Annotated in this window: 15 protein-coding genes; 12 read left to right on the forward strand and 3 right to left on the reverse strand. The window is 59.8% G+C overall.

Annotated elements, in window-relative coordinates:
* Positions 1-17: 17 nt before the first annotated feature.
* Positions 18-1,100, reverse strand: a complete 1,083-nt coding sequence (locus GT753_RS10545; RefSeq protein WP_021504080.1) for a flagellin FliC — start codon at positions 1,098-1,100, stop codon at positions 18-20.
* A 281-nt stretch (positions 1,101-1,381) separates the two neighbouring features.
* Between GT753_RS10545 and fliD the strand changes: the two genes are divergently transcribed.
* The 4 genes from fliD to GT753_RS10565 all read left to right on the forward strand — a co-directional run bounded on the left by fliD (position 1,382) and on the right by GT753_RS10565 (position 4,756).
* Entirely contained in the window at positions 1,382-2,782 is a 1,401-nt protein-coding gene (gene fliD, locus GT753_RS10550; protein WP_015378237.1) for a flagellar filament capping protein FliD, read from the forward strand.
* 26 nt (positions 2,783-2,808) lie between these two features.
* Positions 2,809-3,219 carry a flagellar export chaperone FliS gene (gene fliS / locus GT753_RS10555; RefSeq protein ID WP_004934758.1) on the forward strand — a complete coding sequence of 137 codons (411 nt, stop codon included), beginning with the start codon at positions 2,809-2,811 and terminating at the stop codon, positions 3,217-3,219.
* Complete coding sequence (fliT, locus tag GT753_RS10560; RefSeq protein WP_004934765.1) at positions 3,219-3,587, forward strand: flagella biosynthesis regulatory protein FliT; 369 nt, start codon at positions 3,219-3,221, stop codon at positions 3,585-3,587. The genes fliS and fliT overlap by 1 nt, the downstream gene beginning before the upstream one ends.
* Positions 3,588-3,895: 308 nt before the next feature.
* Complete coding sequence (locus tag GT753_RS10565; protein WP_015378238.1) at positions 3,896-4,756, forward strand: helix-turn-helix transcriptional regulator; 861 nt, start codon at positions 3,896-3,898, stop codon at positions 4,754-4,756.
* A 466-nt stretch (positions 4,757-5,222) separates the two neighbouring features.
* Here the strand turns inward: GT753_RS10565 and GT753_RS10570 are convergent, their stop codons facing one another.
* Positions 5,223-6,152: a LysR family transcriptional regulator gene (locus tag GT753_RS10570; protein WP_160125579.1), complete on the reverse strand. Its 930-nt coding sequence runs from the start codon at positions 6,150-6,152 to the stop codon at positions 5,223-5,225.
* A gap of 128 nt (positions 6,153-6,280) precedes the next feature.
* On the opposite strand from GT753_RS10570, the gene GT753_RS10575 reads away from it, so the two are divergent.
* Positions 6,281-6,880, forward strand: a complete 600-nt coding sequence (locus tag GT753_RS10575; RefSeq protein WP_021504082.1) for an FMN-dependent NADH-azoreductase — start codon at positions 6,281-6,283, stop codon at positions 6,878-6,880.
* 244 nt (positions 6,881-7,124) lie between these two features.
* Here GT753_RS10575 and fliE read toward each other — a convergent pair whose 3' ends face one another.
* Positions 7,125-7,439, reverse strand: coding sequence for a flagellar hook-basal body complex protein FliE (gene fliE / locus GT753_RS10580; RefSeq protein ID WP_004934773.1), 315 nt, complete (start codon positions 7,437-7,439; stop codon positions 7,125-7,127).
* A gap of 315 nt (positions 7,440-7,754) precedes the next feature.
* Here fliE and fliF point away from each other — a divergent pair, with 315 nt between their 5' ends.
* From fliF to fliL, 7 genes are all read left to right on the forward strand, one after another.
* Positions 7,755-9,449, forward strand: coding sequence for a flagellar basal-body MS-ring/collar protein FliF (gene fliF / locus GT753_RS10585; RefSeq protein WP_099981716.1), 1,695 nt, complete (start codon positions 7,755-7,757; stop codon positions 9,447-9,449).
* A complete protein-coding gene (fliG, locus tag GT753_RS10590) occupies positions 9,446-10,438 on the forward strand; it encodes a flagellar motor switch protein FliG (protein ID WP_004934775.1) in 993 nt (330 codons plus the stop codon). Before fliF ends, fliG begins: the two co-directional genes overlap by 4 nt.
* Positions 10,431-11,135 carry a flagellar assembly protein FliH gene (fliH, locus tag GT753_RS10595; RefSeq protein ID WP_004934780.1) on the forward strand — a complete coding sequence of 235 codons (705 nt, stop codon included), beginning with the start codon at positions 10,431-10,433 and terminating at the stop codon, positions 11,133-11,135. The genes fliG and fliH overlap by 8 nt, the downstream gene beginning before the upstream one ends.
* A complete protein-coding gene (gene fliI, locus GT753_RS10600) occupies positions 11,135-12,496 on the forward strand; it encodes a flagellar protein export ATPase FliI (RefSeq protein WP_004934781.1) in 1,362 nt (453 codons plus the stop codon). Before fliH ends, fliI begins: the two co-directional genes overlap by 1 nt.
* Positions 12,497-12,516: 20 nt before the next feature.
* Positions 12,517-12,963, forward strand: coding sequence for a flagellar export protein FliJ (gene fliJ / locus GT753_RS10605; RefSeq protein WP_004934783.1), 447 nt, complete (start codon positions 12,517-12,519; stop codon positions 12,961-12,963).
* A complete protein-coding gene (locus GT753_RS10610) occupies positions 12,960-14,189 on the forward strand; it encodes a flagellar hook-length control protein FliK (RefSeq protein ID WP_160125580.1) in 1,230 nt (409 codons plus the stop codon). The genes fliJ and GT753_RS10610 overlap by 4 nt, the downstream gene beginning before the upstream one ends.
* A gap of 165 nt (positions 14,190-14,354) precedes the next feature.
* Positions 14,355-14,840, forward strand: a complete 486-nt coding sequence (gene fliL, locus GT753_RS10615) for a flagellar basal body-associated protein FliL (RefSeq protein ID WP_015378245.1) — start codon at positions 14,355-14,357, stop codon at positions 14,838-14,840.
* Positions 14,841-14,844: the final 4 nt, after the last annotated feature.

Raw genomic sequence — 14,844 nt, forward strand, 5'->3', positions numbered from 1 at the left:
TTAATCGGGAGAGACGATTAACGCAGCAGGGACAGGACGTTCTGAGTAGACTGGTTAGCCTGTGCCAGAACAGAGGTGCCAGCCTGTTGCAGGATGTTGGCGCGGCTCATGTTGGACACTTCGGTCGCGTAGTCAGCATCCTGGATACGGGACTGAGAAGCGGACAGGTTGTTCACGGTGCTGTTCAGGTTGTTGATAACAGAATCGAAACGGTTCTGTACCGCACCCAGGGAAGAACGCAGACCGTCAACCTGAGACAGCGCTTTGTCCAGGGTAGCCAGCGGATCAGGAATGTCCACTGCAGTGGTGCTTGCAGCAAATTTCACGGTATCAGCTGCACCGCCAGTACCTGCAGTGAAGGTTGGAGTCGCTGAAACGTAAGATTTTTTACCGTCGGTGGCAGTGGTTTCGACCATGTAGATGGTTTTGCCATCTTTATCAGAACCTGATACCAGCTTCTCATTCGCCTTCAGACCAGATGCGTCAACTTTAGCATCGCCAACGGTACCTGCGTTGTCATACTTGATAGTTGCGCCATCAGCGATCTGAGAACCAACTTTGTTGCCTTTGGTCGTCACATTAAAGGTATCCAGACCCAGCTCTTTAGCGTCGATCTTTTTCAGATCGATATCGATGGTTTCACCGTCGTTAGCGCCAACCTGGATAGTCAGTTTCTGATCGCTGCTCAGCACTTTCACGCCGTTGAAGTCAGTCTGCTCGGAGATACGGTTGATTTCAGACAGACGCTGAGTGATTTCGTCCTGGATGGATTTCAGGTCGCTGGTGGAGTTGGAACCGTTCTGCGCCTGTACGGTCAGACGACGGATGTTCTGCAGGTTGTCGTTAACTTCGTTCAATGCGCCTTCAGTGGTCTGCGCCAGAGAGATACCGTCGTTGGCGTTGCGGGAAGCCTGAGTCAGGCCTTTGATGTTCGCGGTGAAACGGTTGGAGATCGCCTGACCCGCAGCATCGTCTTTCGCGCTGTTGATACGCAGACCGGAAGACAGACGCTCAATCGCAGTGCCCAGAGAAGACTGAGATTTGTTCAGGTTGTTCTGCGCCATCAGAGACAGGCTGTTAGTGTTGATTACTTGTGCCATTGTTTGCTTTCCTTACGAGTCAGTTGCGTTCTTCGCAACACGGTTAAAAGGTTCGGGCTTGTTTGCCCACGGCGTCAACCACCGTCCCCTCAGGTATCGGCCCTCCCCTAACAACCTTTAGCAATTTTTTAAAATTTTTTGTGCCCGTTGCAATGGCGGAAATAACGCGCTTTTTCCCTCCTCTATTGCGCCATCGTTTTTTTGTTTTTTTCGGTAAACTTTTTCACCACTGGGCCGATAACGCGTAAAGCGAATAAAGTCATAATCAAGGAGAATTACTCATGGCAACGATCAGTTCATTAGGTCTCGGCTCAGGACTCGACCTCAATGGCTTGCTGGATAAGCTGACCAAAGCGGAACAACAGCGCCTGACCCCTTACACCACCAAGCAATCCAGCTACAACGCCCAGCTGACCGGTTACGGCACGTTGAAAGGCGCGCTGGAAAAATTCGACAATCTCAGCAAAGAGATGGCGAAAGAAGATTTCTTCAAGGCCACCACCGCCACCGAACACGACGCCTTCAAGATCACCACCAACGCCAAGGCGGTGCCGGGCAACTATGTGGTGGAAGTGAACAAACTGGCGCAGGCGCAAACCCTGACCACCCAGGCGAAAGTCAGCGACCAGGGCGCTAAGTTGGGCGCTGAAGGCGTGACAGACCGCTCCCTGACCATTACCGCCGGCAACCCGCCGAAAGAAACCAAAATCCCGCTGAGCGACGATCAAACCTCGCTGGTTGAGCTGCGCGACGCCATCAACGGCGCCAAAGCCGGCGTCACCGCCAGCATCATGCGCGTCGGCGACAACGACTATCAGTTGGCGGTCAGCTCCTCCACCACCGGCGAAAACAACAAGATTTCTCTGCAGGTCGATAACGACGACCAACTGGGCGATATCCTGAACTACAACGCCACCCGCGGCACCGGCACCGCCATGAAGCAGACGGTCGCGCCGCAGGATGCTGAGCTGACGGTGAACGGCACCGCTATCAAGCGCAGCACCAACTCGATCAGCGATGCCCTGCAAGGCGTCACCATCGATCTGAAAACCAAAACCAAAACCGATGAACCGCAACACCTGGTGATCAGCACCAACACCGCCGGCACCACCGACAAGATCAAAGAGTGGGTCGACAGCTATAACTCGCTGCTGGACACCTTCAACGCGTTGTCCAAGTTCACCCCGGTGAAAACCGGCGAAGCGCCAAACCCAACCAACGGCCCGCTGCTGGGCGACAACACCCTGCGCGGCATTCAGTCGTCGATCAAAAGCGCGCTGAGCGCAGCCCAGGACAACCCGGAGTTAAAAGGCCTGGGCAACCTCGGCATTTCCACCAACACCAAAACCGGCAAGCTGGAAATCGACAGCGCCAAGCTGAAGAAAGCGATGGATGAGAAGCCGGATCAAGTCAGCAACTTCTTCGTCGGTAACGGCAAAGACACCGGCATGGCCACCGAGATCCACAACGAGATCCAGAGCTACATCAAATCCGGCGGCATCATCGAGAACTCGACCAAAAGCATCAACACCAACCTCGATCGCCTGAACAGCCAGATCACAACGGTCACCGCCAGCATTCAGAACACCATCGATCGTTATAAACAACAGTTCGTTCAGCTGGATACCATGATGTCGAAAATGAACGGCACCAGTAACTATTTGGCTCAACAGTTCAAGTAACCCTTTAACAAGGTAAAGAAAACAGCATGTATAACCGTAGCGGCACTCAGGCCTATGCACAGGTCAGTCTGGAAAGCGGCGCCATGAGCGCCAGCCCGCACCAGTTAATCGTGATGTTGTTCGACGGGGCGCTCAGCGCCCTGCTTCGCGCACGCATCCTGATGAACCAGGGCGATATCGCCGGCAAAGGCATGGCGCTGTCCAAAGCCATCAATATCATCGACAACGGCCTGAAAAGTGGCCTCGACCCTCAGCAGGGCGGCGAGATCGCCGAAAATCTGGCGGCATTGTACGACTACATGAAGCGTCGACTGATGCAGGCCAACCTGCACAACGACGAAGCGGCGATCGCCGAAGTGGTTAAACTGCTGGAAAACATCGCCGACGCCTGGCGCCAGATCGGCCCTAACTACCAACCTTCGCAGGACGCCGTGTAATGGAACGTCAACAGCAGCTGTTAGCCGCTTATCAACAAATTTATAGCCTGAGCAGCCAGATGATCGCGCTGGCGCAAACCGGGCGCTGGGAGGAGCTCGTCGAGCTCGAATTCGCTTACGTGACGGCGGTGGAGAAAACCGCCGCCTTTACCGGGCAAGCCGGCCCGTCCATGGCGCTGCAGGAGATGTTGCGCAATAAGTTGCAACAGATCCTCGACAACGAAACCGAGCTCAAGCGTCTGTTACAGCAGCGAATGGATGAGCTGAAGATGCTGATCGAACAGTCCACGCGCCAGAACGTGGTCAACAATACCTACGGCCAGTTTCATGATCGTGCGCTGTTGCTGGGGGAACCACAGGTCCGATAAGATCGACAATACTGACGAAAATGGATTAAATAGCACTATGCGCTATTACCCTCGGGTTACGTTAGGATATTAATCTATGGCATTTGAATTATTCAGTTTATGGGTAATTGGTAAAATGCGCGCTTCGAGCCTGGCTCTCACTTTAATGGATAAACATCATCCCGACACGGACGTTTTCTGTTCAGCAGGAAATTGATTTTTGATAGATAAAACACGCCGCTGTGTTTCACGGCCCATGGAAAAATGTTGCTCCAACGCTGATCAAAGCGTAAAGATATTCTCAGATAATGGCTGCGAAATGAATATCGATGGAACGTACAATTAATCTCTGTCCTGGAATTGGCGCCTCAGCGCACATCATTCAGCATACTGAATTATTATTCCCTTCAGTCTATTTTGAGCAACCACATCTGTATCTGATACAACAAGGCCATAAGCGCGTACGCTGGCAACAACACGAAGTGGTCGCTCATCCCGGCGAGCTGTTGATTATCGACGGCGGGCAAACTGTGGACATTATTAACGGCCCGTCCGAAGACGGCGTATTCAGCTGCCAGTTGCTGACCTGCGATCCCCTGTTGCTCACCGTCCAACCTCCGGCGGAGGAAACGCCGGCGCCGATGCCGTTCGAGGCCGTCCTGGCGCTGCGCAACCTGCCCTGCGCCCTCAAGCACAGTTTTGAAACCACCGGTCTGGCGCTGACGCTGCGGCAACGCTTTCCCACCATCATCGTGCGGCACAAAATGCTGGAAATTCTGCTGTGGCTGGCCCAATTCGGCATTCGCTTTATTCACAACGAAGCCAAGGATCTGACGCAACGCGTGCGCCGCTGCCTGGCGACCGACCCGCACAGCATTTGGACGGCGGCCAAAGTCGCGGAAAGCCTGTCGATGAGTGAAGTGATGTTGCGCCGCAAACTGTCGATGGAAAATACCGCATTGCGCAATCTGATGATCGACGTGCGCATGAGTAGCGCGCTGGCCCTGCTGCAGTCGACCGACTGGCCGATCTCCGCCATCGCGCAACATGTGGGTTATGAAAGCGCATCGCGTTTCGCCGAACGTTTTCGCAAACGCTTCGGTTTCGCGCCTACCGCCATTCGCGGCCATCAAAGGATTATGGAACCCGGTTCTCAGGGCGTTGAGGCGATGGTCGCCGGAGAAACATAAATAGACGCGCAACAAAATGGCTTTATTTAACACAAGTCCCTAACGGTTGTAACACCACTGAGATACGCTAAGCAACGCCCATCCGCCGAACAGCGAATTAAATGATGCGTAATGAAAAGCGATTATTTTCTCTGGCAATAATTTTGTTGGGGTTGTGGCTGTTAGCCTTACTGAATGAAGAAGAGATGATGCGTTTACTGGCCGCACAATAAAACGGCCAGGCTTTTTATCGTCTGGTCAGACTTCAGTCCAGTTTAACCAGAACGCCAATTAATACCGCCAGCAGCGCCAACATTAAAATACTGATCAGACGCCATCTGGATTCGCTTTTCGTGCTCATTGACCGGCCTCGAATAATAACCCTACTAATCACGTCATAATAAACGGTCACCTGCGCATTCAATAAACCTGACAGCACCATTTTCTGCCCTCTATTCGGTACATTAGTCGGTTGTGGAACCGGCCATTAGCGATGCGATACCCACGGTGCCGCAAGCGCCAATTTTCCCGGCAGCTCCGCCACCAGCTTGTCTACCGCCAGCCGCACCTTGAGCGGCTGGTAAGGCATATAGGGCCACACGACGTTCACCGGGAAACTGAGGCTGGACTCACCGCGCATGATCTCCACCAACGTCCCCGCCATCAAGCGCTCGCGCACCAGCCACTCCGGCAGCCAGGCAATGCCGGCGCTGGCGGACACCGCATCGACGATCCCCTGCATGTCATCCATCATCATCTTGGCCGGTGGCCTGAACGGCCGCAGCTCGCCGTTTTCACCGCGAAGCTGCCAGGGCAGCACGGCCCCGGCATGCAGATACCCCACCGCCTGATGTCGGCTTAACGCCTCTACCGTTCTCGGTTCACCGCAGCGCTGCAGATAATCGGGCGAGGCGCACAGCAGCATGCCGTGTTCGCCCAAGCGCCGGGCAACCAGGCTGCCGCTGTCCGCCAGCTCGCCAATGCGCACCGCCAGATCGAACCCCTCGTCGACGAGATCGATCCTGCGGTCGCTGAATGAAATCTCCAGCGTCAGTAAGGGATGCTCATTCGCCAGCGCCGTCAACACGGGCGCAATGCACAAATGGCCGAACAGCACCGGCACCGAGACTCTGAGCCGGCCGCTGACCTGCATCTTGCCGCTGTCGAGCTGGTTTTCCGCCGCCTGAATGTTTGCCAACGCCTGCCGGCAGTGCTCATAGTACAGCGCCCCTTCATCCGTCAGGCTCAGGCTGCGCGTGGTGCGCATAAACAACATCACGCCAAGCCGAGCCTCGAGACGCGACACGATTTTGCTGACCGCAGAGCGCGTCAGATGCAGTTTCTCTGCGGCGGCGGCGAAACTGCCGCCTTCCGCTACGGCAACAAAGGCCGGCAGCGCACTCAGATCGCTTTTCATCTTAATGTTGCCAATATGGAATCAATTTAGTGAAAACCTATCACCACTGGTGAACCTCAAGCAATGATAACCTGCAGTCATTCCGAATCCCCGGTGAAAACCACAGATGACCGTCAGAGGACAACAGCATGAAAAAAATACTGGTACTCAAATCCAGCATTATGGGAAATGACTCGCAGACCAATAACCTGATTGACCGCTATCTGGCGGCGCGTAAGGCGAAAGGACACGAAGATCGGATCGTCGAACACGATCTGACGGCGTTGGATCTGCCGGTATTGGACGGCGAGCTGTTCGGTGCGTTGCGCGGCGCGGAAAACATCAGCCCACGCGCCAAAGCGGCGGTGGCGCTCTCCAACCAGCTGATTGCCGAACTGAAAGAGAGCGATCTGCTGCTGCTCGGCGCGCCGATGTACAACCTCAACGTCCCGACCCAGTTGAAAAACTGGTTCGATTTGGTGGCTCGCGCCCGGATGACCTTCAACTATACCGCCACCTACCCGGTGGGGTTGGTGGAAGGCGTCAATGCGCTGGTATTCAGTTCACGCGGCGGCATGCACGCCGGGCATCCGACGGATGCCGTAACGCCCTACCTGCGTTCGGTGCTGGGGCTGATGGGGATCGGCGACGTGCAATTCATCTATGCCGAAGGGCTGGACATGAAACCGCACGGCCGCGATCAGGGGCTGGCGAACGCCCACCAGCGGATCGCGGAATTGGCGGGCTGAAGCAAATGCACGACAGCATTGATTTGTTATAATATAACAAATATGATAATCGCGTTGACGCCACCTCGAGCGGCTGTCGACGCTCCTACATGACATAAATGTTTTATCGCACCTTCAGCCAGCTATTTCGATAGCTGGTTTTTTTTCCTCGGTTGGCGCTGCGGCTTCAGCATTGTCGGACTGGCCGTCACTCTAAGGTAACAGCGCCGAGCCAAATTTCACCGAAAAATAGTCGGCACGTTCATCACACCGGCATGTTCATGATGTCCTGGTAGGCCGCCACCAGCTTGTTGCGCACCTGCACGCCCAGTTGCAAAGAGACCGACGATTTCTGCAGATCGACCATCACATCGTTCAGGCTGATGCCTGGCGCGCCCAGCTCGAAGTCCTGCGCCTGTTTGCGCGCCGTTTGCTGGGTCTCGCTGATCTTGCCGAGCGCCGCGGTCAGTTCGCTGGCGAAGCTGACGCCCTGCGGCGCCGCATTCTGCCCCATCTTGCCGGCCTGAACCGCCATGGTCTGCATCTGCTGCAGTACCCCTTCAATGCCCTGAATCGCCATCTGGTCCTCAATCCTCTCGTCTCGCCGGGTGACGTTTTCACCCTGCACTTCTCCAATGATGCACACCCTAGCACAGCGTTTTCGGACCTAAAGCGGTTAATTAACTGCAAAAAACCCGGCTTATCGGGCAATCGGAATTGTCTGATAAGGCGAATAATGGCCTGCCCAGAAATGGGAGCGCCGCTATTTAGAAGATATGTGTATCAGGGAGTCTGTTTTGTCACACAACGCTAACCATACCGTTCATCAGCCTGGCAGGGAGCTGCTCAGCGGCCCGTACGGGATCGTGAGCGCCATTGAAGGACGAGACCTAAAATGAGTGCTTCGATAACCGCCGGCGAAAGCCGCGACAACGGCCTGCAGGCCATCTGGAACCGTCTGCGCGCCAACCCGAAAATTCCGTTGCTGGTCGCCGCTTCCGCCGCGATCGCGATCGTCGTCGCGCTGCTGTTGTGGGTGAAAAGCCCCGACTACCGCGTGCTGTACAGCAATCTGAACGACCGCGACGGCGGCGCCATCGTCACCCAGCTGACGCAGATGAATATCCCTTACCGCTTTGCCGAGAATGGCGCGGCGCTGCTGATCCCGGCGGAAAAGGTGCATGAAACCCGTCTGCGCCTGGCGCAGCAAGGGCTGCCGAAAGGCGGCGCCGTCGGCTTCGAACTGCTGGATCAGGAAAAATTCGGCATCAGCCAGTTCAGTGAGCAGATTAACTATCAGCGCGCCCTCGAGGGCGAGCTGTCGCGCACCATCGAATCGCTGGGGCCGGTGCAAAACGCCCGCGTTCACCTGGCGCTGCCTAAACCTTCGCTGTTCGTGCGCGAACAGAAATCCCCTTCCGCCTCGGTAACGCTCACCCTGCAACCCGGCCGTGCGCTGGACGACGGCCAGATAAACGCCATCGTTTATATGGTGTCGAGCAGCGTCGCCGGCCTGCCGCCGGGCAACGTGACCGTGGTCGATCAGGCCGGCCGCCTGCTGACCCAGTCCGACGGCACCGGGCGCGATCTCAACGCCTCGCAGCTGAAATACGCCAACGAAGTGGAAAACGGCTTCCAGCGCCGCATCGAAGCGATCCTCGCCCCGGTGGTCGGCAGCGCCAACGTGCGTGCGCAGGTCACGGCGCAGATCGATTTCGCCACGCGCGAACAAACCGATGAACAGTACCAACCGAACCAGCAGCCGGACAAAGCCGCTATCCGCTCCCAGCAAACCAGCCTGAGCGAGCAGATCGGCGGGCCGCAGGTCGGCGGCGTGCCGGGCGCGCTGTCCAACCAACCGAGCGCTCCGCCTACGGCGCCGATTGAAACCGCCAAGCCGGCGGCAGGCAACAACGCCAACGCCACCGCGCAAAACGCCGCGACCACCCGCAGCGCGGCGGCCAGCGGCGTGCCGCAAAATACCCGTCGCGACGCGACCACCAACTACGAGCTCGATCGCACCATCCGTCATACCCAGCAAAAAGCCGGCACCGTGCAGCGTCTGTCGGTCGCCGTGGTGGTCAACTACCTCGGCGCGGATAAAGACGGCAAACCGCAGCCGATGAGCAAAGAACAGCTGGCGCAGATCGAAGCGCTGGTGCGTGAAGCGATGGGCTACTCCAGCAGCCGCGGCGATACCCTGAACGTGGTCAACACACCGTTTACCGACAGCCAGGTGACCGGCGGTGAACTGCCGTTCTGGCAAAGCCAGTCGTTTATCGATCGCCTGATCGACGCGGGCCGCTATCTGCTGGTGCTGCTGGTGGCCTGGCTGCTGTGGCGCAAACTGGTGCGGCCGCAGCTGCAACAGCGCCAGGCCGCACAACAGGCCGCCCTCGCCGCCGCCAACGCCCCTGCCGCCAAAGCGGCCGACAGCAACAAACCGAGCAACGAGGAGCTGGCGCAGCGTCGCAAATCGCAGCAGCGCGTCAGCGCAGAAGTCCAGAGCCAGCGGATCCGCGATCTGGCTGACAAAGACCCGCGCGTGGTCGCTCTGGTAATCCGCCAATGGATGAGTAACGAGATATGAGCCTGACCGGAACCGACAAAAGCGCCATCTTGCTGATGACGCTGGGTGAAGATCGCGCGGCGGAGGTGTTCAAACACCTCTCCTCGCGCGAAGTACAGCTGCTGAGCGGCACCATGGCAGGCATGAGCCAGGTGTCGCACAAACAGCTCGGCGAAATACTGACCGAGTTTGAAGACGACGCCGAGCAATACGCGGCGCTGAGCGTCAACGCCAGCGACTATCTGCGTTCGGTGCTGGTCAAGGCGCTGGGCGAAGAGCGCGCCGCCAGCCTGTTGGAAGACATTCTCGAATCGCGCGAGACCACCACCGGCATGGAAACGCTCAACTTTATGGAGCCGCAGAGCGCCGCCGATCTGATCCGCGACGAACACCCGCAGATCATCGCCACCATTCTGGTGCACCTCAAACGCGGCCAGGCGGCAGACATCCTGGCCCTGTTCGACGAACGCCTGCGCAACGACGTGATGCTGCGTATCGCCACCTTCGGCGGCGTGCAGCCGGCGGCGTTGGCGGAGCTGACCGAAGTGCTGAACAACCTGCTCGACGGCCAGAACCTCAAGCGCAGCAAAATGGGCGGGGTGCGCACCGCCGCCGAAATCATCAACCTGATGAAAACCCAGCAGGAAGAAGCGGTCATCGACGCGATGCGCGAATACGACGGCGAGCTGGCGCAGAAGATCATCGACGAGATGTTCCTGTTCGAAAACCTGGTGGAAGTCGACGATCGCAGCATCCAACGCCTGCTGCAGGAAGTGGAAGGCGAGTCGCTGCTGATCGCGTTGAAAGGCGCCGAACAGCCGCTGCGCGAGAAGTTCCTCAAGAACATGTCGCAACGCGCCGCCGACATCCTGCGCGACGACCTGGCCAACCGTGGGCCGGTGCGCATGTCGCAGGTGGAGAACGAGCAGAAAGCCATCCTGCTGGTGGTAAGACGCCTGGCGGAAACCGGCGAAATGATCATCGGCGGCGGCGAGGACACCTATGTCTGATCGCATTAACACCCTGCCCTGGCAGCCCTGGTCGCTCAACGATTTGGGCGAACAGAAACCGGCTCTCGAGCTGCCGCCATTGCCGGATCTCGAACTTGACGATCCGTCGCCGGACGCGCAGGCCGAATTGCAGCAGCAGCTGGCGACGCTGCGGCTGCAGGCGGAGCAACAGGGCCAGCAACTGGGCTATGCCGACGGCCAGCAAAAAGGCTATGAGGCCGGTTTTCAGTCCGGTCTGGAAGAAGGCCGTCAACAAGGGCTGCTGGAAGCGCAGCAGCAGCAACAGCCGCTGACCGCCCACTGGCAGCAGTTGGTCACCGAATTCCAGCACACGTTGGACGCGCTCGACAGCGTGATCGCTTCGCGGCTGATGCAGCTGGCGCTGACCGCCGCCAAACAGGTGCTGGGCCAGCCGCCGGTGTGCGACGGCACCGCCCTGCTCGCGCAGATCCAACAGCTGATTCAACAGGAGCCGATGTTCAACGGCAAGCCGCAGCTGCGGGTCCACCCGGACGACTACCCACGCGTCGAGCAGCAGTTGGGGGTTACCCTCAGCCTGCACGGCTGGCGCCTGCTGGCGGACGGTGAACTGCATCCGGGCGGCTGCAAGGTCAGCGCCGAGGAAGGCGATCTCGACGCCAGCCTGGCGACGCGCTGGCATGAACTGTGCCGCCTGGCGGCACCGGGAGAAGTCTGATGACCGCGCGTCTCGGCCGCTGGCTGAGCTCTCTGGATACGCTGGAAAAACGCATCGCCCGCGCGCCGACGGTGCGCCGCTACGGTCGCCTGACCCGCGCTACCGGGCTGGTGCTGGAGGCCACCGGCCTGCAGCTGCCGCTCGGCGCGACCTGCCTCATCGAACGGCACGACGCCGGTGAGGTGCAGGAAGTAGAAAGCGAAGTGGTGGGCTTCAACGGCCAGCGGTTGTTCCTGATGCCGTTGGAAGAAGTGGAAGGCATCGTGCCGGGCGCGCGGGTTTACGCCCGCATCGCGCCGGAAGGCCAAAGCGCCGGCAAACAGCTGCCGCTCGGCCCGGCGCTGCTGGGGCGCGTGCTGGACGGCAGCGCCAAACCGCTCGACGGCCTGCCTTCACCGGAAACCGGTTACCGCGCGCCGCTGATCACCGCGCCGTTCAACCCCTTGCAGCGCACGCCAATTGAGCAGGTGCTGGACGTGGGGGTGCGCACCATCAACGGCCTGCTGACCGTCGGGCGCGGTCAGCGCATGGGCCTGTTCGCCGGCTCCGGCGTTGGTAAGAGCGTGTTGCTCGGCATGATGGCCCGTTATACCCAGGCGGATGTGATCGTCGTTGGCCTGATCGGCGAGCGCGGCCGCGAGGTCAAAGACTTTATCGAGAACATTCTCGGTGCCGAAGGCCGCGCGCGCTCGGTAGTGATCGCCGCGCCGGCGGACGTGTCGCCGCTGCTGCGCATGCAGGGGGCGGCTTACGCCACCCGCATCGCCGAAGATTTCCGCGACCGCGGGCAGCACGTGCTGCTGATCATGGACTCCCTTACCCGCTACGCCATGGCGCAGCGTGAGATCGCCCTGGCCATCGGCGAGCCGCCGGCGACCAAAGGCTATCCGCCTTCGGTCTTCGCCAAGCTGCCTGCGCTGGTGGAACGCGCGGGCAACGGCATCAGCGGCGGCGGCTCCATCACCGCTTTCTACACCGTGTTGACCGAAGGGGACGATCAGCAAGACCCGATCGCCGACTCGGCGCGCGCCATCCTCGATGGCCACGTGGTGCTGTCGCGGCGGCTGGCGGAGGCCGGCCACTACCCGGCTATCGACATCGAAGCGTCAATCAGCCGCGCCATGACGTCGCTGATCGACGAAGAGCATTATCGCCGGGTTCGCACCTTCAAACAGATGCTGGCCAGCTATCAACGCAACCGCGATCTGATCAGCGTCGGCGCCTACGCGGCGGGCAGCGATCCATTGCTGGACAAAGCGATGACGCTGTATCCGCAGATGGAAGCCTACCTGCAGCAGGGTATCTTCGAACGCAGCGGCTATGATGAAGCCTGTCAACAGCTGCAGCAGTTGATTGTTTAACGTCACAGAGGCGCACAGCGATGAAATCACAATCCCCCCTGATTACCCTGCGCGATCTGGCGCAGGATGCGGTGGAGCAAGCCGCGCAACAGCTTGGCCAGGTGCGGCAGGCGCAGCAGGCGGCGGAGCAGCAGCTGTCGATGCTGCTCAACTATCAGGACGAATACCGCCAGAAGCTGAATCATACGCTCTGCGACGGCATGGACAGCTCACGCTGGCAAAACTACCAGCAGTTTATCGGCACGCTGGAACAGGCCATCGACCAGCACCGCCAGCAGCTGCTGCAGTGGGGGCAGAAAGTGGATCACGCGGTGAAGCAATGGCAAGACAAACAACAGCGGCTGAACGCTTTCGAAACCCTGCATACCCGCGCAATGAACGCGGAGCAGCAGCAGGAGAACAAACGGGATCAAAAATTGATGGATGAATTCGCTCAACGCAGCGCACAAAGGAATATCAACCCATGAATCTGAACGCCCTGCCCGGCCTGGCCTTACCCGGCGACGCCGGCGGTCTGACCGAACTGGCCTCGGCGCTGGACGAAAGCCAGCTGTCGTCCGCTTTTGCCCAGCTGCTCGGCGCGCGTTTCGCGCCCGCCGCCGATGGCAAACCTCAGCCGGCCACGCTGAGCGCGGACGAGGAGCGCGCCCCGGCCCTGAGCCGCAACCAGCTCAATCAGCTGCTGGCCACCTTCGGCGAGCGCGGCGGCCTGTTGCCGAACCTGTCAGCCTCAGCCGACGCGCCTTCTTCTGAAGCCGTTGAAGGCGATGCGCCCGCCGCCGGCGATAAACCGGCGCAGCCGCCGATCGTCGCCGCCAAAGAGCTGGATGCCGCGACGCTGCAGGCGCTGTACGCCATGCTGCCGGCCGCGATCGTCGCTCAGGCGCAACCGGCCGAAGGCCAACGGTCGCTGCCGATGGAAAACGCTGACGAGGTGACTGCGCTGCAGCCCGGCAACGGCCTGCTGAACATCGCGGCGGCCGGTGATAACACCGCCGCGCGCTCGTCGGCGGCCCCCGCCCCGGCGGTGACGGGCGCGAAAACGCCGGCTACCGATGGCGACAACGCTGCCGCGGCGCTCCCGCAGCCGACCAGCGGTGAACGCGCAAACGCCGCACAGCCGCTGCCGGCGAGCGATGCGCAGCAGCAACCGACGCTCAATCACGCTGTCGCCCTGGCCGCCGCCAGCCCGACGCAAACGACCGCCCCGGCCAGCGCGCTGGTGACGGCACCGCCGGCTCCGCAGCTCAACGCGCAGCTGGGCAGCCCGGAGTGGCAGCAGGCGTTGAACCAACAGGTGCTGATGTTCCACCGCAACGGCCAGCAGAGCGCCGAGCTGCGCCTGCACCCGCAGGAACTGGGCGCCTTGCAGATCACGCTGAAACTGGACGACCAGCAGGCGCAGCTGCACATCGCCTCCGCGCACGGCCAGGTGCGTGCGGCGGTGGAAGCGGCGATGCCGCAGCTGCGGCACGCGCTGGCGGAGAGCGGTATCAACCTGGGGCAGAGCAGCGTGGGCGGCGAGTCCACCCCGCACTGGCAGCAGGCGCAACAGCAGGCTTCCAACGGCCAGGGCCGTTCCCGTTATGCTGAACATCATGGCGCTGACGGCGCAGCCGCCGAGGGCGTCAGCGCACCGGCGGCGCTGCAGCGTATGGCCAGCGCGGTCAACGGCGTCGATATTTTCGCCTGAGCCGCCGCAAACGCCCAAGCTGGCACCCATTTGCGCGTCTATTCAGGCTATTGCACGCCACAATAGACGCGATAATACCTTTACATGTCATGCGTGCGGCTTTGCCGCGCGCGATGCCCGCCGCCTCGCCGGCCGCGGGTGGAACAACAGGAATTAGATTTCGCTATGTCTCAGAACTCCCTTCCGGCAGCACCGAAACGCCCCCTTCTGGTCATCCTGCTGGTGTTGATCAGCGTCGTCGCCTGTGGCGCCGCGGGCTACAGCTGGTGGCTGCTGCAACAGCATAAAAACGGCGCCGAACCGGCCGCCGTCAAAGAACAACCGCCGGCGGCGCCGGTGTTCATGCCGCTCGACACCTTTACCGTCAACCTGGTGACGCCGGACAACAACCCGGATCGCGTGCTGTACATCGGCCTCACGCTGCGTCTGCCGGACGAAAGTACCCGCCGCCAGCTGAACGATTTTCTGCCGGAAGTGCGCAGCCGTCTGCTGATGCTGCTTTCCCGCCAGGAAGCGAGCCAGTTGGCCAATGAACAAGGGAAGCAACAGTTGGTGGCGCAGATTAAGGATGTGCTCAGCCCGCCGCTGGTTAAGGGACAACCGAAGCAGGTGGTCAGCGACGTGCTGTTCACCGCCTTCATACTGCGGTAATCAC

The organism is Serratia sp. Z4 (assembly GCF_009900725.1).
Classification (GTDB): Bacteria; Pseudomonadota; Gammaproteobacteria; order Enterobacterales; family Enterobacteriaceae; genus Serratia; species Serratia nematodiphila.